Consider the following 17,429-nt stretch of genomic DNA (forward strand, 5'->3'; position numbering starts at 1 on the left):
TAGAAAAAAATGAGGGAGGGGAGGACGACAACTTCTCTTCTTGGTCTTTCCCTTTGGTTCCCCTGGCCCCCCCCTCCCCCCCCCTGCCCACGGGTTTCGACACCCCTCCCGTCCGGCGGTGTTCCCGGACGTTCTCAGACGCCCTCCTGCCGGTGCGCCCCCGCCCGGGCGGACGCCTCGGCGGCGGCCGCGGCGCGGTCGGCGGCGGCCTCGTCGAGCGGCTCGGCGGTGGTGAGCATCCGGTAGTAGAGCGGCGCGGAGACGGCCCGGACCACCTCGAACGCGTCGGTGTCCGGCGGGAGTTCGCCGCGTTCGACGGCCTCGGTGACGCACGGCGCCCACTCCTCGACCCGGCGCAGGTAGAAGTGCCGCAGCGCCTCGGCGGTGCCCGGGTCGCAGGTGGCGGCCACGATCACCGCGCGGAACAGTGCCCCCTGCCGGGGGTCGGCCAGCGTGTGCTGGACCAGCCGGGCGTTGGCCCGCAGGTCCTCGGCGAGGGAGCCGCTGCGGGTGCGCGGCAGTGACTGCTCGGCCATGTCCGCGAGCAGGTCGGCGACCAGCGCGCTGGTGGTGCCCCAGCGCCGGTAGACGGTGGTCCGGCCTACCTCGGCCCGCTGGGCGACGTCGCCGAGGTCGAGCCCGCTGAAGCCGTGCTCGACCAGGGCGTCCTCGGCGGCCCGCAGGACGGCGGCGCGGACCCGGGCGGTGCGGCCGCCGGGGCGCCGCGTCCCGGGCGTGGGGGTCTCCGGGGCGTCCGGGGCGTCCGGGGTCTCTGGAGCGTCCGGGGCGTCCGGCGCGGAGGGCTCGGCAGTCATTAACGGGATTCCTGTTCCATTAGGTCGATGCGACCTGCTAGGGTCGAACCATCCTAACGGAATGGGAGTCCCGTTAAGGGCTTCGAGGGGAGAACTGCCATGGAAACCAGCACGACAACCAGCACGACAACCGCCATGGAATACCGCCGACTCGGCTCGTCCGGCCTCAAGGTCCCCGCGCTCAGCCTCGGCACCGGCACCTTCGGCGGCCGTGGACCGCTGTTCGGCGCCTGGGGCACCACCGACGTCCAGGAGGCCCGCCGCCTGCTCGACATCGCCATCGACGCCGGAGTCACCCTCTTCGACACCGCCGACGTCTACTCCGACGGCGCCTCCGAAGAGGTCCTCGGCCAGGCCATCCGCGGCCGCCGCGACCAGGTGCTCGTCTCCACCAAGGCCGGCCTGCCGACCGGCGACGGCCCGCAGGACGCCGGCACCTCCCGGGCCCGCCTCACCAGGGCCGTGGACGATGCGCTGCGCCGCCTCGACACCGACTACCTCGACCTCTTCCAGCTGCACGCCTACGACGCCGGCACCCCGATCGAGGAGGTGCTGGCCACCCTCGACGACCTCGTCCGGGCCGGCAAGATCCGCTACACCGGCGTCTCCAACTTCTCCGGCTGGCAGCTGATGAAGTCCCTCGCCGTCGCCGAGCGCTACGGCCGCCCCCGCTACGCCGCCCACCAGGTCTACTACTCGCTGGTCGGCCGCGACTACGAGTGGGAGCTGATGCCGCTCGCCCAGGAGGAGGGCGTCGGCGCCCTGGTGTGGAGCCCGCTCGGCTGGGGCCGCCTCACCGGCCGGATCCGGCGCGGCCGGCCGCTCCCGGCCGACAGCCGGCTGCACGACACCGCCGACTACGGCCCGCCGGTCGAGGACGAACTGCTGTACCGGGTGGTCGACGCGCTCGACGGGATCGCCGCCGAGACCGGCCGCACCGTCCCGCAGATCGCCATCAACTGGCTGCTGCGCCGCCCGACCGTCTCCTCGGTCATCATCGGCGCCCGCAACGAGGAGCAGCTGCGGCAGAACCTCGGTGCGGTCGGCTGGTCGCTGACCGACGAGCAGGTCGCCCGGCTGGACGCGGCCAGCGCCCGCACCGCGCCGTACCCGTACTTCCCCTACCGTCGGCAGGAGGCCTTCGCCCGCCTCAACCCGCCGCTCGTGGGCTGAACCGGGTAATCCGCTTGCCGTGCCGCCCGGCCTGCGGCAAGGTCCGCACCATGTCCGAACTGCACGAACCCGAACTGCACGAACCGGAACCGCGCGAACCCGACCTGCGCCGGCTCGGCTCCGACGACTGGGCGCTCTGGCGCGAGCTGCGCCTGGCCGCGCTGACCGAGGCGCCGTACGCCTTCGGCTCCACCCTGGCGGACTGGCAGGGCGCCGGCGACCACGAGGCCCGCTGGCGCTCCCGCCTGGAGATCCCCGGTGCCCTCGACCTGGTCGCGGTGCTGGACGGCCGCCCGGCCGCGATGGCCAGTGGCGTCCCGGCCGACGAGGGCGGGGCGGCCGCCGAGCTGATCTCCCTGTGGGTCGGCCCGGCGGCGCGCGGCCGGGGCGTGGGGGACCGGCTGATCGGCGCGATCGCCCGCTGGGCCGCCGAGCAGGGGTTCACCACCCTCAAGCTGGCGGTGAACCCCGACAACGACGCGGCCATCGCCCTCTACCGCCGCAACGGCTTCGCCGAGACCGACGAGCCCGGCGACCTGATGGCCGACGGCGTGCGGCGCGAACTGATCCTGGCGAGGAAGCCCTAGGTTCGCGCCGCGGCCTTCGAACGGGCGTGGGCCGGAAGGCCGTTGGCGAGGTCTTCGACCATCAGGCGCCAGGCGATGGCGGTCGCCGCGGTGCGCAGCTGGGGGCTGCGCGGGCGGCCGGCGTCGGCGTCCAGCCGGGCGTTGAGCCAGTCCGACCAGGCCTGGGCGAGGACGCGGACCTCCTGGGAGCCGGCCTCGGTGGGGGAGAGCCGGTCGCCGTCGCGGGTGAGGTAGCCCTCGGCGGCCATCCGGTCGAAGACCGGTTCCAGGACCTCGGGCGGGATCCGCTTGCGGGCGGCGATGAGGTCCAGGGAGGCCTGGCCGACGGCCTTGGTGTGGCCGGCGACCTCCATCAGCGCCCAGGCCCCGGCCAGGTCGACCCGGGTGTCGGCGTCGTCGACGATCGAGCGGACGGTGTCGAGGTCCACGCCGCGCACGAGCTTGCCGACGGCGTACTCCAGGTGCGGGTCGGAGTCGCTGGTGGTCGGCTGGGCGAAGCCCTCGCCCATGTCGGTGGAGCCGGCCCGGGCGGTGTCCCGCAGTTGCACCTGCTTGAGGAAGAGCGCGACCACGAACCCGACCAGGGCGACCGGCACCGTCCACAGGAACACGGTGTGCAGGGCGTCGGAGTAGGCCTGGATGATCGGGGCCGCCTGCGCGGCGGGCAGCCGGTGCAGGCCCTGCGGGCTCTCGGCGGCCCGGGTGAGCAGTGCCGGGTCCGCGCCGGTGAGGTGGGCCGAGGAGGCCACGCCCCGGGCGAGTTCGGTCTTGAGGCTGTTGGCGTAGATGGTGCCGAACACGGCGGTGCCGAAGGAGCTGCCGATGGTGCGGAAGAAGGTCACCCCGGAGGTGGCGGTGCCGAGGTCCGCGTAGTCGACGGTGTTCTGCACGGCGATGGTGAGCACCTGCATGCTCAGCCCGATGCCGACGCCGAGCACGAACATGTAGAGGGAGGCGAGCGCGGTGCCCGTGCCGGGTTCGAGCCGGGAGAGCAGGTAGAGGCCGACGGCCATCACCAGGGTGCCGACGATCGGGAACACCCGGTACCTGCCGGTCTTGCTGACGGCGTTGCCGCTGGCGATCGAGGCGAGCAGCAGCCCGATCACCATCGGCAGCGTCCGCACGCCGGAGACGGTCGCCGAGTCGCCGTCGACGTACTGCAGGAAGGTCGGCAGGAAGGTCAGCGCGCCGAGCATCGCGAAGCCGACGATGAAGCTGAGTACCGAGCAGACCGCGAACACCGGGTTCCGGAACAGCCGCATCGGCAGCATCGGTTCGACGGCTCTGCTCTCCACCCAGCAGAACAGCCCGAGGGCGGCGGCGCCGCCGGCGAACAGGGCGATGATCACCCCGGAGCCCCAGGCGTACTCGTTGCCGCCCCAACTGGTCGCCAGGATCAGGGCGCTGGCGCCGATCGCGACGAGTGCGATCCCCAGGTAGTCGATCACCGGGCGTACCGCCGAGCGCACCGAGGGGATGGTCCGGGCGGCCGCGATCACCACCAGGATCGCGATCGGCACGTTGACGTAGAACGCCCAGCGCCAGGACAGGTGGTCGGTGAACAGCCCGCCCAGCAGTGGCCCGATCACCGTCGCCACGCCGAACACCGCGCCGATCGCGCCCTGGTACTTGCCGCGCTCGCGCAGCGGGATGACGTCCGCGATCAGTGCCATGGCCGTCACCATCAGGCCGCCCGCGCCGATGCCCTGGAGTGCCCGCCAGGCGATCAGCAGCGTCATGTTGGTCGCCAGGCCACAGAGGAACGAGCCGGTGATGAAGACGACCGCCGAGACCTGGAAGAGCAGTTTGCGTCCGTACAGGTCGCCGAACTTGCCGGCCAGCACGGTGGCCACCGTCTCGGCCAGCAGGTAGGCCGTCACCACCCACGACATGTGCGCGGCCCCGCCGAGGTCCGCGACGATGGTGGGCAGCGCGGTGCCGACGATGGTCTGGTCGAGCGCGGCCAGCAGCATGCCGAGCACGATGGTGCCGAAGACGACGTTGCGCTGCCGGACGTCCAGCACCGGCGGGGCGGTCGGCGGGGTTTCGGTGGCGGCGTTCATGTCCTCAGCCTCCGGGGCGCCGGGGGAGGCCGCGATCGGGTTCGGCCGTCCGGGTGAGCGGCGGCGCGGGCGGCGCAGCCCGGCTGGCGGCTCCGGGGCCGCGCCGTCCACGATGGCCGTTCGGAGGGGGGCACGCGTGGCGGGCGGGCACAGCCGGACCGGGAAGCCGGACGACGGCCGGCCGCCGGGCGCGAAGCCAGACGACCGCCGGACGCCCGGAAGGTGCTCCCATGACGGCCCAACCCCCGTGCAGCACCCCGGAACAGCGGCCCGGCGCCTCCGCCGCGGGCCGGCGGGCCGAGGCGCGGCGCTGGCGGGCGCTGACGGTCTGCCTGGTCGCGGGGTTCATGACGCTGCTGGACGTCAGCATCGTCAACGTCGCCCTGCCGACCGTGCGGGCCGGGCTGCACATGTCCGACAGCGGCCTGCAGTGGGTGCTCAGCGGCTACGCGCTCGCCTTCGGCCTGGTGCTGGTCCCGTCCGGGAGGCTCGGCGACGCCCGCAGCCGCCGGGCCGTCTTCCTCACCGGGCTCGCCCTGTTCACCGCGGCCAGCGCGCTGGCCGGGGCGGCGCAGAACCAGGAGTGGCTGGTGCTGGCCCGGCTGTTCCAGGGCGCGGCCGGCGGGGTGCTGGTGCCGCAGGTCTCCGGCTTCATCCAGGTCCTGTTCCAGGGCGCCGAGCGCGGCCGGGCCTTCGGCGCGCTCGGCGCCACCATCGGTCTGTCCACCGCCGTCGGCCCGCTGCTGGGCGGCCTGCTGATCCACCTGTTCGGCCCGCAGAACGGCTGGCGCTGGGTGTTCCTGGTCAACCTGCCGATCGGCGTGGCCGCCCTGCCCATCGCCTACCGGCTGCTCCCGCCGCCCCCGCCGGCGGCCTCGCGGGCCGGGCACCGGGACTTCGACCCGGTCGGGGTGCTGCTGCTCGGTGCCGGGACGGTCGCGCTGCTGCTGCCGTTCGTCCAGGCGCAGCAGTGGCACGGCTCGACGCGCTGGTTGCTGCTGCCGCTGGCGGCGGTGCTGCTGGGGGCCTTCGTGGGCTGGGAGCGGTACTACGCGCGGGGCCGGGAGCCGCTGGTGAGCATGGCGCTGTTCGCGGTGCGCCCGTACGCGGCGGGGGTGGCGCTGTCGCTGGTGTACTTCGCCGGGTTCACCGCGATCTTCTTCATCTTCACGCTCTACCTCCAAGCGGGCCTGCACTACTCGGCGCTGACGGCGGGCCTGGCGATCACGCCGTTCGCGCTGGGCTCGGGCGTGTCCGCGGCGATCGGCGGACGGCTGGTGCACCGGCTGGGCCGCCGGTTGGTGCTGCTCGGCCTGGTGCTGGTCCTGGCCGGCCTGCTGGCCTCGGCCCTGGCGGTGCAGCTGTGGACGGGGTCGGCGATCGGCTGGGCGACGGTGCTGCCGCTGCTGGTCGCCGGGGTGGGCAGCGGGCTGGTGATCGCGCCGAACCAGACCCTGACCCTCCAGCAGGTGCCGATCGCCCGGGCGGGCAGCGCCGGCGGCGTCATGCAGACCGCCCAGCGGGTCGGCTCGGCGGTCGGCATCGCCATCGTCGGCTCGGTCTTCTTCGCCCACGCCCAGGGCCCGCGCCCGGACTGGGCGCTGGCCTTCCAACTGGGCGTGACGGTCGCGGCGGGCCTGGTCCTGGCGGCGCTGCTGGTGGCTCTGGCGGATGTGGCGGCAGGCCGCCGCGACGGGTGAGCAGCGTTTCCGGCGCCGCCGCCGGACGGCGGGTCAGTGGTCGCGGCGCTGGACGGCGACCGCGGCGACCACCACCGAGGCGAGCGCCCAGAGCGCGAACGTGGCCCAGGATCCGGCGACGGTGGCCGGGTGCGCGGAGGGCAGCGAGTGGGTCAGGTCGACCTGGGCCAGCCGGCGCCAGGCCTGGAGCGGCATGGCGTGCAGGAGGTCGGCCGACCAGCGGTAGCGCTCGTTGAAGAACGCCGGCAGGAAGAACAGCACCAGGACGGTGCCCACCACGGCTCCGGCGGTGTGCCGGATCAGCGCGCCGAGGGCGAATCCGGCGAGGGCGCAGACCGGGGCGAACAGGGCGGCGGCCGCGACGAAGCGCAGCGCGGTCGGGTCGGTGACGGACACGCCGATGTGGGTGTCGGCGAGGACCGCCTGGCAGGCGCCGAAGGAGACGCCCGCGGTGACGGCGCCGTAGCCGAGCATGACCGCGGTCAGTACGCAGGCCTTGGCGGCGATCACGGCCCGGCGGTCCGGGACGGCCACCAGCGTGGTGCGGATCAGCCCGCTCGCGTACTCGCCGACCAGGACGAGCGCGCCGACGCTGCCCGCGACGATCATCACGACGTCGGCGGCGATCATGGTGAAGGAGTTGCCGAGCGCGACCTGCAGCATGGTCGCCGGATCGCCGTCGCCGACGGTGTAGTGGTCGTAGGTGTACCGGGCCGCCTTGAGGTTGGCGGCGATGATGAACAGGGCGCTCAGGCCCAGCACCCAGACGGTCGAACGCAGGGACCAGAACTTGATCCACTCGGCGGCGAGCAGGTCGCCGAAGCGGGCGCGTGGCCGGGGAAGGGGCCGGGGAAGGGGGCGGGGGGTGGTGGTCGCGGTGCTCATCGGGGCTCTCCGGCCAGGTAGTCGACGCTGTCGGCGGTCAGTTCCATGAACGCCTCCTCCAGGGAGGCGGTGCGGGTGGTCAGGGCGTGCAGCAACAGGCGCTGCTCCAGGGCGAGTTCGCCGATCCGGGTGGCGTCCAGGCCGGTCACGGCGAGCGCGCCGTCCGGGCCCGGGCGGACGGTGGCGCCCGCCGCGGTCAACACGGCCGCCAGCCGGTCGGGTTCGGCCGCCCGGACGGTGACGCCGGTGCGGCCGGCCCGGGCGGAGAACTCTGCCAGGCTCTCGTCGGCGATCAGCCGGCCCCGGCCGATCACCACCAGGCGGTCGGCGGTGTGCTCCATCTCGGCCATCAGGTGGCTGGAGACGAAGACCGTCCGCCCTTCGGCTGCGAGGCGGCGGAACAGGCCGCGCACCCACAGCACGCCCTCCGGGTCGAGGCCGTTGAGCGGCTCGTCGAAGAGGAGGACGGGCGGGTCGCCGAGCAGCGCGCCGGCGATGCCCAGGCGCTGCTTCATCCCCAGCGAGTAACCGCGGATCCGGCGCCCGGCGGCCTTGGTGAGCCCGACCTCGTGCAGCACCTCCTCGACCCGCGCGGCCGGGATCGCGTTGGCGCGGGCCAGCGCCCGCAGCTGGGCCGCGCCGCTGCGCCCGCCGTGGACGTCGCCCGCGTCGAGCAGGGCGCCGACGTCGCGCAGGCCGCGCGGCCGAGACCGGAACGGGCGGCCGTCGACGGTGGCGGTGCCGCCGGTCGGGTCGTTGAGGCCGAGGATCAGCCGCAGGGTGGTGGACTTGCCCGCGCCGTTGGGGCCCAGGAAGCCGGTCACATGGCCGGGCCGGACGGTGAAGGTGAGGCGTTCGACGGCGGTGGTGCGGCCGTAGCGCTTGGTCAGCTCGGTGACTTCGATCATGGGCTCAACGGTGCCGGGCGGGGCCGGGCCGCCGCATCGGACCGGCGCTGACACCGCGCGCCCCGGCTGTCACCCCCGGTCGTACAACCACGGTCCGATGACGGCGCCTCGGGCCGCCGATACGATCTTCGTATGCTTGCGACGCCCTCTCCGCCCCTGTTCCGGCGCGTTCCGCCCGAGGTCTGGGTCGGACTCGCCTGGTGCGTGGCCGCCGCGTACCCCGCCGTCCTGCTCGGCGGCAACGCCCGGTACCACGGCGGGGCCGCCGCCCACGGCGGCCTGTCCTTCACCCTGGCCACCACGGTGGTGGCCTTCGCCGGCGCCGCGCTGGTGCGCCGGCTCCCGGTGCTCGCGGTCGCCCTGTTGTTCGTCGCCGCCTTCACGGAGACCGACGGCTGGGCCGCCGACACCCAGGTCCCGCCGGCCTCCCTGCTGGCCGTGGACGTCGCGCTCTGCCTGATCACCGCCACCCGGCCGCGCCGCAGCTCGCGGGCCGCGTTCGCGCTGGTGATGAGCCTGCTCGTGCTGCACATCGGCCTGGTGCACGGCAACACCGTCGGCATCTTCACCGGCACCCACATCGGCTCCGCCGATGGCGCCGCGCTGCTCGCCCTGGTCGCCTGGCTGATCGGCCGCTCGATGCGGCAGAACCGCGAGCACGCCCGGGCGTTGAGCACCCGGGCGGCCACCGAGGCCGTCACCGCCGAACGGCTGCGGATCGCCCGCGAGATGCACGACACCGTCGCCCACACCATCGGCATCGTCGCCCTCCAGGCCGGCGCCGCCCGCCGGGTCATCGACACCCGCCCCGAACGGGCCAAGCAGGCGCTCGGCGAGATCGAGAACGCCGGCCGGGACACCCTGGCCGGGCTGCGCCGGATGCTCGTCGCGCTGCGCCAGGCCGACGGCGAGACGTCGGCGACCACCCCCCAGGGCCTGGCCGACCTCGACCGGCTGGCCGCCGCGACCACGGCCGCCGGCGTCCGGGTCGCGGTCCGGCGGCGGGGTGAACAGGGCCCGCTGCCACCGGAGATCGACCTCTCGGCGTTCCGCGTCATCCAGGAGTCCGTCACCAACGTGGTGCGGCACGCGGACACCCGCTCCTGCGAGGTCCTGGTCGACCGCCGCACGGCGGGCGAGGTGGCCGTGGAGATCACCGACCGGGGCACGGGCCCCGGCACCGACCGGGGCCGGGGCACCGGCTTCGGCCTGGCCGGGCTGCGCGAGCGGGTCGGCCTGCTGGACGGCGAGTTCGAGGCCGGTCCGCGCCCCGAGGGCGGCTTCCGGGTCGCCGTCCGACTGCCGGTCCCCGTGGAGGTGAATGCATGACCCGCGTCCTGCTGGTCGACGACCAGCCGCTGGTCCGGGCCGCGCTGGAGATGGTCATCACCGAGACCGCCGACGTCGAGGTGGTCGGCGAGGCCGGCACCGGCGCCGAGGCCGTCCGGCTGGCCGGTGAACTGCGGCCCGACGTCGTCGTGATGGACCTGCGGATGCCCGGCATGGACGGCATCGAGGCGACCCGCCTGATCACCGGTGGTGGTGGGCCGACCAGGGTCGTCGTGCTCACCACCTTCGACGACGACGACCACGTGTACGCGGCGCTGCGCGCCGGGGCGTCCGGCTTCCTGGTCAAGGACATGGCGCTGGACGACATCCTCGCCGCCGTCCGGGTGGTGGCCGCCGGGGACGCCCTGATCGCACCGAGCGTCACCCGCCGGCTGATCTCCTCATTCGCGGACCAGCGGCCGGCCCCGGGCCCGGCGGCCGCCGCGTCACCGGCCGCGTCACCGGCGCCGGCCGCCGGGCCGACAGCGGCCGCCCAGCGGCTGGGCGCGATCACCGACCGGGAGCGGGAGATCCTCACCCTGGTCGGCCGGGGCCTGTCCAACACCGAGATCGCCGCCGAACTGGTCCTCAGCATCGCCACGGTGAAGACCTACATGACCCGGCTGCTGGCCAAGCTCGACGCCCGCGACCGGGTCCACCTCGTCATCCTGGCCTACGAGGCGGGCCTGGTCGCCGTCCCCGGCTGACGTCGGCAGGCTCAGCGCTTGATCGCCACGCCCGCGTACATCGCGATGTCCTGGTCGCGGATCGGCGCGGCCCCGGTGTCCGGGCGCCAGTGGTGGACCAGGGTGACGCCGGGGTCGAGGAGGTCGTAGCCGTCGAAGAAGGCCGCGGTCTCCTTCTGGTCGCGGATCTGCAGCGGGATGCCGCGCGCGTTGTACTCCCGGCCGACGCCGCCCACGCCCACCGGGTCGGTGTCCCCGGTGAACACGGTCAGGGCGAGGAAGCTGCCGGGCGCCAGGGCGTCCATGAAGCGGCGCACGATGCCCTGCGGGTCGTCCTCGTCGAGCACGAAGTGGACGATGGCGATCAGCGACAGCGCCACCGGCTGGGAGAAGTCGAGGACCTCGCGCAGCCGGGGGTTCTGGATGATCGACTCCGGGTCGCGGAAGTCGGCGTCCACGTAACAGGTGCGGCCCTGCGACGTGCTGGACATCAGGGCCCGCGCGTGGGTGAGCACGATCGGGTCGTTGTCGACGTAGGCGACCCGCGCGTCCGGGGCGATCGACTGGGCGATCTCGTGGACGTTGGGCGAGGTGGGGATGCCGGTGCCGATGTCCAGGAACTGCCGGACGCCGTACTCCTCGGTGAGGTGGCGGACGGCGCGCTGCATGAAGTCGCGGGTGGTGCGCATGGAGATCGGCAGCGACGGCCAGGCCTGCACCGAGGCGTGCGCGGCGACGCGGTCCGCCTCGAAGTTGGTCTTGCCGCCGATGAGGTAGTCGTAGACCCGCGCCGAGTGCGGTACGTCCATTCGCAGATCCACCGACGGGTACTCCTCCTGCGGACCGCGCCCTGCCCGGACCTCGTTCGACATGCTCGTCCTCCCGTTGCTGGGGTTCCGTCACCGGCCGCCCTGGTGGCGGGCCTTGGTGCGCATGGTAACGGTGTTCCGGGACGACAAGATGACCATCTCTTGGGGTTAAGGCCCCCTTAAGAGCGCATCCTAGGCCTGGGCCGCCGGGCTGCCGGTGGCGGGGGAGCCGCTCTGCCCCGGGAGGAGCGGGTGGTGTCCGTACGATCGACCGGCGGCGGCCAGTTCGAGCGCGGCGCCGGTCCAGGCGGCACCGAACGCCCAGGTCGAGAACCACTCGCACAGGTACAGCGGCCGGACGGCCCAGTCCGTGCCGACGCCGGCCACCCCGGCGACGACGGCGAGCAGCAGGAGCACCAGGATCAGCACCCCGGCCGCCAGGTAGGCCCGGCTGACCCAGGACGGCTGGGTGGAGCGCGGGTTGCGGAAGGAGTAGACGCAGAACATCGCCAGCACGAAGAGCAGCAGTCCGGCGAAGGCGTAGTGCAGCAGGCCGACCGCGCTCTGGAACGAGGTCGCGCCCCGCGGCGCGGTCGGGCACAGGGCGACCCCGAGCGCGAACACGCCGGCGGCGGTGCTCCAGCGGTCGTCCCGGCGGTCGAAGCGGTAGCAGATCAGGAACACCCCGAGCGCGCACAGGCCGCCCACGAAGAGGTTCCGGGTGCTGGTGTAGTACGAGCCGCTCATCGAGGCCGGCCAGAATCCCGCCGTGCTCTGGCCCCTGAGCTCGGCGAACAGCCAGTTCCCCAGGGGGAGTGCGAGCGGCAGCAGGATGCCGATCAGTCCGACGCCGAGTCGTAGGAAGGTGATGGTCCGTTCGTCCTGGTTGGTGCCTCCCCGGGTGACGACCGCGTCGCGCTCCGGGTCTTCCGCCGTCCGCCGTTCGTGGGTCACGGACGCCTCCTTGCCCTCTGCACTATGAGCAGCTGTCAGCTGGTGTACCCACGGTGCGGCCCCTGTCCACACCACCTGAACGGGCGGTTTGAAGACGGACCCCAGCGGCGTGACGGGGGTCAGCCGGTGGGGCTGGCGGACCTGGCGATGAGGGAGTTGAGCAGGGCCGCGCCGCGCTCGGCGTCGTCGACGCTCACGGCGAACTCGCGCCCGCGCCGGGTGCGGACCACCAGGCAGACGCCGCGGCGCAGCATCACGGTGGTGCCGAGGCTGTTGACGCGGTAGCCCCAGCCGCCGGCCTGGGCGGGGGTGCGCAGCTCGGCGCGGGCCGAGTCGAGGTCGGCGGGGGACCAGCGCCGGCTGGGCCAGCCGAACGGGCCGAAGTCGACGGACAGGCCGTCGGCGGTCACCCGGGTCGTGACCGAGGAGCAGCCGAGCGTGATGACGGAGGTGGAGGCGAACGGCACGATCAGCGACCAGTTGAGCGCGATCAGCCCGCTGGCCGGCGCCAGCACGGCGCCCAGGGCGCCCAGGGCGAGGACGGCCGAGGCCAGTTGCAGCCACGTGTTGGCGGCTCGGGAGAGCCAGACCAGGTGCTCGCCCGGCACGGCCGTCAGCGTCGGCGCCCCGGCCGCCGGTCGCCCGCCGGTCGGGGAGTCGACGCGCGGGCGGACGGCCAGCCAGGTCAGCAGGCCGGCCAGGCCCGCCGCCACGACCAGGACGACCACCTCGAAGCCCATCGGCGCGGCCTCCTGCCAGCGCGCGCGGTCCAGGTTGGCGTGCACGATGGAGGTCTGCGCCCCCGTCAGGAGTACTCCGCCGGCCGCCAGCGCCGGCCCGATGGCACCGCGCGCCGTCCCGGCCCGGAACCGGAGGGTGGCCGCGGCGGCCAGCACCAGCACCAGCCAGACCGCCGCCGGGAACAGCGCGGCCGCCGTCAGTGACATGGAGCCGTCCGGGTCCTGCCCGCCCCAGTGGGTGGCGAGCGGGTCCGGCAGCCGGTGGCGCGCGGCCCACGGCAGCGCGATCAGCAGGGCCAGGACGCCCGCCGACCAGGCCACCGCGCCCCAGAACGCGCCGCGCCCCGCCCCGGGCTCCCGGCGCTCCTTCGCTATGAGCTTCCCGTCCGTCACGACATCCCCCTGATCATGTCCACGAGATCGTTCCTGCTGTAGCCGGCCCGGGCCGCATCGGCAACCAACTGCCGTACCCGCTCGGCCAGTTCGGAGCGCGTGTCGGCGTCCTCGGCGACCGTGACGCCACGGCCCCGGCGGAACTCCAGCACGCCCTCGTCGCGCAGCGTGCGCAGCCCGCGCAGGACGGTGTTGGTGTTCACCCCCAGCGCCCGGGAGAGCTCCCGGGCCGGTGGCAGCCTGTCCCCGGGGGCGCACTCGCCCTCGGCGACGGCCCGCCTGATCGCGCCCGCCACCTGCTCGTGCAGGGGGCGGGCGTCGCCGGTGTCCAGCTTCAGCAACATGGTGCTAATGACGATAGCACCATCCAGATCTCTCGTCGGCCGCCTCGCGTGCCCCGCCACTCCGGTGGAGCGCCCGCCCCCTCGCGCACCCCGGCGCCCCGGCGGAGCATGGACACCGAGGAGGTGGCGGCACGGCGGTGAGCGGACGACTGCGGGTGTTCCTGGGGGCTGCGCCGGGGGTCGGCAAGACGTACGCCATGCTCGCCGAGGGCCGCCGGCTGCGCGACGACGAAGACCTCGACGTCGTCGTCGGACTCGTCGAGACCTACGGCCGCCGGGGCACCGAGCACCAGCTCGGGGACCTGCCCGTACTGCCCCGCCGCACCGTCGGCCACCGCGGCACCACCCTCACCGAACTCGACGTCGACGCCCTGCTCGCCCGCCGCCCGCAGCTCGCGCTCGTCGACGAACTCGCCCACACCAACGCCCCCGGCGGCCGCCACCCCAAACGCTGGCAGGACGTCCGGGAACTCCTCGACGCCGGCGTCGACGTGGCCACCACCGTCAACATCCAGCACCTGGAGAGCCTCAACGACGTCGTCGAACAGATCACCGGCGTCGCCCAGCGCGAACGGATCCCCGACGAGGTGGTCCGCGCCGCCGACCGGATCGAACTCGTCGACCTCAGCCCGCAGGCCCTGCGCACCCGGATGGCCCAGGGCGCGATCTACCCGCCCGACCGGATCGACGTCGCCCTCGACCACTACTTCCGGGCCGGCAACCTCGGCGCCCTGCGCGAACTCGCCCTGCTCTGGCTGGCCGACCGGGTCGAGGAGGAACTCGCCGACTACCGCGCCCGGCACGGCATCCGGGCGCCCTGGGAGACCAAGGAACGCATCGTCGTCGCCCTCAACGGGGCCCCGCAGGGCGAGCACCTGATCCGCCGCGGCGCCCGCACCGCCACCCGGGTGCACGGCGACCTGATCGGCGTGCACGTCCGGCCCGACGACGGCGCCACCGTCCACGAGCCGCCCGCCCTCGCCGGCCAGCGCGCCCTGCTGCACGAACTCCACGGCGGCTACATCGAGGTCGACGGCAACGACGCCGCCCGCGCCCTGGTGGACTTCGCCCACGCCGAGAGCGCCACCCAGATCCTGCTCGGCCCGACCAGCCGCAGCCGCCTGCGCGAACTGGTCTCCGGCTCGGTGATCAACCGCGTCATCCGGCTGGCCGGCCCGATCGACGTCCGGGTCGTCCCCCCGCCCCAACCCGGCCTGCTGGCCGTCCCGCCCGCACCCCGGCGCCGCCGCCCGGCCGCCGTCCCGCCGCGCCGCCGGCGCCTGGCCTGGCTGGCCGGCCCGGCCGCAACGGCCGCCCTGGCCTGGGCGCTCTCCCCGCTGCGCGACTCGCTCGCCCTCCCCGGCGCCCTGCTCTGCCTGCTGCTGGTCGTCGCCGCCACCGCCCGGCTCGGCGGCCTGCTGCCCGCCGCCGCCAGCACCGCCGCCGGGGCGCTCGCCGCCGACTACTTCTTCACCGCGCCCTGGCACAGCCTCGCCGTCACCCGCGGCGCCGACCTCGCCGCGCTGCTGCTCTTCCTCGCCGTCGCCGGGATCATCGCCCACCTCATCGACGGCCTCACCCGCCGCTCCCAGCAGGCCGACCGGGCCCGCGCCGAAGCGGCGGTGCTGGCCCGGCTGGCCGGCGCGGCGGTCGAATCCGGCGCCCGCGCAGTGCCCGACCTGGTCGCCGACCTGCGCCAGGTGCTCGGCCTGGAGGGCGCCGTCGTCCTGGTCCGCACCGGCCGGCTCTGGCGCCCCACCGCCGCCTCCGGCACCGCCCTCCCGCAGCGCCCCGAAGAGGCCTCGCTCGCCGTCGACCTCGGCCCGGACGCCGTCCTGGCCCTGCGCGGACCGGCGCTCACCGAGCAGGACACCCGACTGCTCGGCCCCTACGTCACCCAGCTGCGACTGGCCCGGGAACGCGAACGGCTGGCCGCCCAGGCCGCCGCCGCCGAGACCCTCGCCCACACCGACGCCCTGCACACCGCACTGCTGGAGGCCGTCGGACAGGACCTGCGCGCCCCGCTCGCCGCGCTGCGCCGCGAGGCCGCCGACCTGCCGGGGCCGCCGGGGCGGCGGATCGCCGCCGAGGTACGGCGGATGGAACGCCTGGTCGCCGACCTGCTGGACCTCGACCGGCTGCGGGCCGGCGAGCAACCGGTGCTGCTGCGCCCCACGGCGCTGGCCCCGGTGCTCGCCGCCGCGCTGGCCGCCCTGCCCGCCCTGCCCGCCGAACAGCGCGACGTGCGCCTCGCGCTCCCGGACGGCCTGCCGCCCGTGCTCGCCGACGCCGGGCTGCTGGAACGCGCCCTCGCCGACGTCCTGGCGGGGGCCGGCAGGCCCGCCCTGGTGGACGCGGGCGCGGTGGCCGGGCGGATCCACCTCCGGGTGAGGGCCCCCGGCCCGGCCGTCGACGGTGCCGGCCTCACCGTGGCGCGGGGCTTCGTCGAGGCGATGAACGGCGAGCTCACCGTCGAACCGTCCCCCGCCGGCGGCACCGCCTACATCCTCGACCTCGCCCGCGCCCCGGCCTGACGCCACGGCTGATCGCCCGCGATCCGGCATCCGGGGCACCGCGCCGCCGCGCGGCTCCCGGCTTCCGCCGCGTTCCGGCTCCCGGCTTCCTGGCTCCGCCGAACGGGTGAAACCAGGTGTCGGCGGGAGGCAGGCGGGCGGTCGGCGTATGGAGCGCGTTGGGAAGGCGGCCCGGGGCGTCAGGAAGGCGTCAAGGACGGGCGGCGGGCGGCCGGCGCGGCGGTTGGGTGGAGGACGACACACCAGGTGACACACCGGGCGAGACGCCGGGCGACACGCCGGGTACCGGAACGACGACGCGAGGACGGACCATGCACGGCAACGGGCGGCACCAGGGCAGCGGCACCGGCAGGGTGGTGGTCGGGGTCAGCGGATCGCTCGGCAGCCTCGCCGCCCTGCACCGCGGCGTGGCGGAAGCCCGCAGCCGTGGCGCCGAAATCGTCCCGGTACTCGCCTGGGAGCCGCCCGGCGGCGAACTCGGCTACCGCCGCTCGCCGTGCCCGCCGCTGCTCGCGGCGGTGCGGGAGGCGGCCGAACAGCGGCTGCGGGACGCCCTCGACGCGGCGTTCGGCGGCGCCGACCCCGGCGTGCCGCTGCGCCCGCTGGTGATCAGGGGCGAGACCGGGCCCGCCCTCGTCCAGGCCGCCGACCGGCCGGACGACCTGCTGGTTCTCGGCCAGAGCGGCGGTCTGCTGCGGCGTCGGTTGCGGCGCTCGGTCACGGCGCACTGCGCGCGCGAGGCGGGCTGCCCGGTGCTGACCGTCCCGGTGCCCGAGCTGCTGCACGACCTGGAGGCGCTGCACCGGCGCACCCGGTGGCACCTGCCGGTCGGCCCGGCGCCCGAACTCGTCGTCGCGAAGGGGTAGGGCGTGCGGATGTACGCGGCCCGGCCGGGCGGGCGGCGCTACCACCCGGTCCTGGAGCGGCTCTCCGCCCCGACCTCGGGCACGGTGGCCCTGCTCGCCGGCGGCGTCCTGGCGATGGGCCTCGGCGGGCTCGGCGAACTGCACTCCGGTGGGCTCGCCTACGTCGCCTACCTCGGCCTGTGCGCGATCCTCGGCGGCTTCTCCCGGCCCCGGGCGGCGCCGCTGATCGGACTGGCGGCCTGGCTGTGCTGCAACGCCTTCGCCGAGCACCGGCACGGCGAACTGGGCTGGGCCGGGCCTTGGCCGGAGGGCTCGCACTTCGCGATGTTCACCGCCACCGCCCTGCTGGTGGCCCTGCCCACCACCCTGCCGCGCCGGACGGTCCGGGTGGCGCGGCTGCGCCTCGACCAACTCGGGTGAAACCCCGCAGACGGTCCCTCACCGGCCTTCGGGCCGGCGGGCGGACCACGCCGAGACCAGGGCTCCGGCCGGTACTCCGGAGCCCTCGGCAACCGGTGGAAAACAGGTAGGAGGCGCGCGGCGCCGTGGCGGCGGAGCGGTCGCCGTTCGGACAGCGGGCCCGCCTAGCCAGGCGGGCACCGCCACGCCCGCACCACCGCCCGCGCCGCGCGTAGTCCGTCCG

At 74.8% G+C, this 17,429-nt stretch carries 16 protein-coding genes; 8 read left to right on the forward strand and 8 right to left on the reverse strand.

The window, feature by feature from the left end; translation table 11 throughout:
* Positions 1–134: 134 nt before the first annotated feature.
* A complete protein-coding gene (locus tag ACFVX9_RS23650; protein WP_387983311.1) occupies positions 135–815 on the reverse strand; it encodes a TetR/AcrR family transcriptional regulator in 681 nt (226 codons plus the stop codon).
* Positions 816–950: 135 nt separating this feature from the next.
* Here ACFVX9_RS23650 and ACFVX9_RS23655 point away from each other — a divergent pair, with 135 nt between their 5' ends.
* Positions 951–1,988 carry an aldo/keto reductase gene (locus ACFVX9_RS23655; protein WP_380370123.1) on the forward strand — a complete coding sequence of 346 codons (1,038 nt, stop codon included), beginning with the start codon at positions 951–953 and terminating at the stop codon, positions 1,986–1,988.
* 50 nt (positions 1,989–2,038) lie between these two features.
* Positions 2,039–2,575, forward strand: a complete 537-nt coding sequence (locus tag ACFVX9_RS23660; protein ID WP_387983313.1) for a GNAT family N-acetyltransferase — start codon at positions 2,039–2,041, stop codon at positions 2,573–2,575.
* Here the strand turns inward: ACFVX9_RS23660 and ACFVX9_RS23665 are convergent.
* A complete protein-coding gene (locus ACFVX9_RS23665; RefSeq protein ID WP_387983315.1) occupies positions 2,572–4,638 on the reverse strand; it encodes an MDR family MFS transporter in 2,067 nt (688 codons plus the stop codon). The genes ACFVX9_RS23660 and ACFVX9_RS23665 overlap by 4 nt on opposite strands.
* Positions 4,639–4,868: 230 nt before the next feature.
* Here ACFVX9_RS23665 and ACFVX9_RS23670 point away from each other — a divergent pair, with 230 nt between their 5' ends.
* Positions 4,869–6,338 carry an MFS transporter gene (locus ACFVX9_RS23670; protein ID WP_387983317.1) on the forward strand — a complete coding sequence of 490 codons (1,470 nt, stop codon included), beginning with the start codon at positions 4,869–4,871 and terminating at the stop codon, positions 6,336–6,338.
* A gap of 33 nt (positions 6,339–6,371) precedes the next feature.
* Here the strand turns inward: ACFVX9_RS23670 and ACFVX9_RS23675 are convergent, their stop codons facing one another.
* Positions 6,372–7,223: an ABC transporter permease gene (locus ACFVX9_RS23675; protein WP_387983320.1), complete on the reverse strand. Its 852-nt coding sequence runs from the start codon at positions 7,221–7,223 to the stop codon at positions 6,372–6,374.
* Entirely contained in the window at positions 7,220–8,131 is a 912-nt protein-coding gene (locus ACFVX9_RS23680) for an ABC transporter ATP-binding protein (RefSeq protein ID WP_380344944.1), read from the reverse strand. The genes ACFVX9_RS23675 and ACFVX9_RS23680 overlap by 4 nt, the downstream gene beginning before the upstream one ends.
* A gap of 132 nt (positions 8,132–8,263) precedes the next feature.
* Here ACFVX9_RS23680 and ACFVX9_RS23685 point away from each other — a divergent pair, with 132 nt between their 5' ends.
* Both ACFVX9_RS23685 and ACFVX9_RS23690 read left to right on the forward strand, forming a co-directional pair.
* Complete coding sequence (locus ACFVX9_RS23685) at positions 8,264–9,460, forward strand: sensor histidine kinase (protein ID WP_387983322.1); 1,197 nt, start codon at positions 8,264–8,266, stop codon at positions 9,458–9,460.
* Positions 9,457–10,167: a response regulator gene (locus tag ACFVX9_RS23690; protein WP_387983324.1), complete on the forward strand. Its 711-nt coding sequence runs from the start codon at positions 9,457–9,459 to the stop codon at positions 10,165–10,167. Before ACFVX9_RS23685 ends, ACFVX9_RS23690 begins: the two co-directional genes overlap by 4 nt.
* Positions 10,168–10,178: 11 nt before the next feature.
* Here ACFVX9_RS23690 and ACFVX9_RS23695 read toward each other — a convergent pair whose 3' ends face one another.
* The 4 genes from ACFVX9_RS23695 to ACFVX9_RS23710 form a co-directional block, all read right to left on the reverse strand.
* Positions 10,179–11,018, reverse strand: a complete 840-nt coding sequence (locus ACFVX9_RS23695) for an SAM-dependent methyltransferase (RefSeq protein ID WP_063350508.1) — start codon at positions 11,016–11,018, stop codon at positions 10,179–10,181.
* A gap of 129 nt (positions 11,019–11,147) precedes the next feature.
* The gene (locus ACFVX9_RS23700; RefSeq protein WP_387983326.1) at positions 11,148–11,909 is read right to left on the reverse strand and encodes a hypothetical protein; all 762 of its coding nucleotides are present in this window, start codon (positions 11,907–11,909) and stop codon (positions 11,148–11,150) included.
* Between the two features lie 119 nt (positions 11,910–12,028).
* The gene (locus tag ACFVX9_RS23705) at positions 12,029–13,042 is read right to left on the reverse strand and encodes a DUF1648 domain-containing protein (RefSeq protein ID WP_380425962.1); all 1,014 of its coding nucleotides are present in this window, start codon (positions 13,040–13,042) and stop codon (positions 12,029–12,031) included.
* Entirely contained in the window at positions 13,039–13,386 is a 348-nt protein-coding gene (locus ACFVX9_RS23710) for a GntR family transcriptional regulator (protein ID WP_063350510.1), read from the reverse strand. The genes ACFVX9_RS23705 and ACFVX9_RS23710 overlap by 4 nt, the downstream gene beginning before the upstream one ends.
* 137 nt (positions 13,387–13,523) lie before the next feature.
* Between ACFVX9_RS23710 and ACFVX9_RS23715 the strand changes: the two genes are divergently transcribed.
* The 3 genes from ACFVX9_RS23715 (at position 13,524) to ACFVX9_RS23725 (ending at position 17,206) form a co-directional block, all read left to right on the forward strand.
* Positions 13,524–15,920 carry a DUF4118 domain-containing protein gene (locus ACFVX9_RS23715; RefSeq protein WP_380481755.1) on the forward strand — a complete coding sequence of 799 codons (2,397 nt, stop codon included), beginning with the start codon at positions 13,524–13,526 and terminating at the stop codon, positions 15,918–15,920.
* A 311-nt stretch (positions 15,921–16,231) separates the two neighbouring features.
* Positions 16,232–16,786, forward strand: coding sequence for a universal stress protein (locus ACFVX9_RS23720; protein WP_380481757.1), 555 nt, complete (start codon positions 16,232–16,234; stop codon positions 16,784–16,786).
* Positions 16,787–16,789: 3 nt separating this feature from the next.
* Positions 16,790–17,206: a hypothetical protein gene (locus ACFVX9_RS23725; RefSeq protein ID WP_380370092.1), complete on the forward strand. Its 417-nt coding sequence runs from the start codon at positions 16,790–16,792 to the stop codon at positions 17,204–17,206.
* The last annotated feature ends 223 nt before the right edge of the window (positions 17,207–17,429 follow it).

Source organism: Kitasatospora sp. NPDC058243 (assembly GCF_042882025.1).
In the GTDB taxonomy this organism is placed as follows: domain Bacteria; phylum Actinomycetota; class Actinomycetes; order Streptomycetales; family Streptomycetaceae; genus Kitasatospora.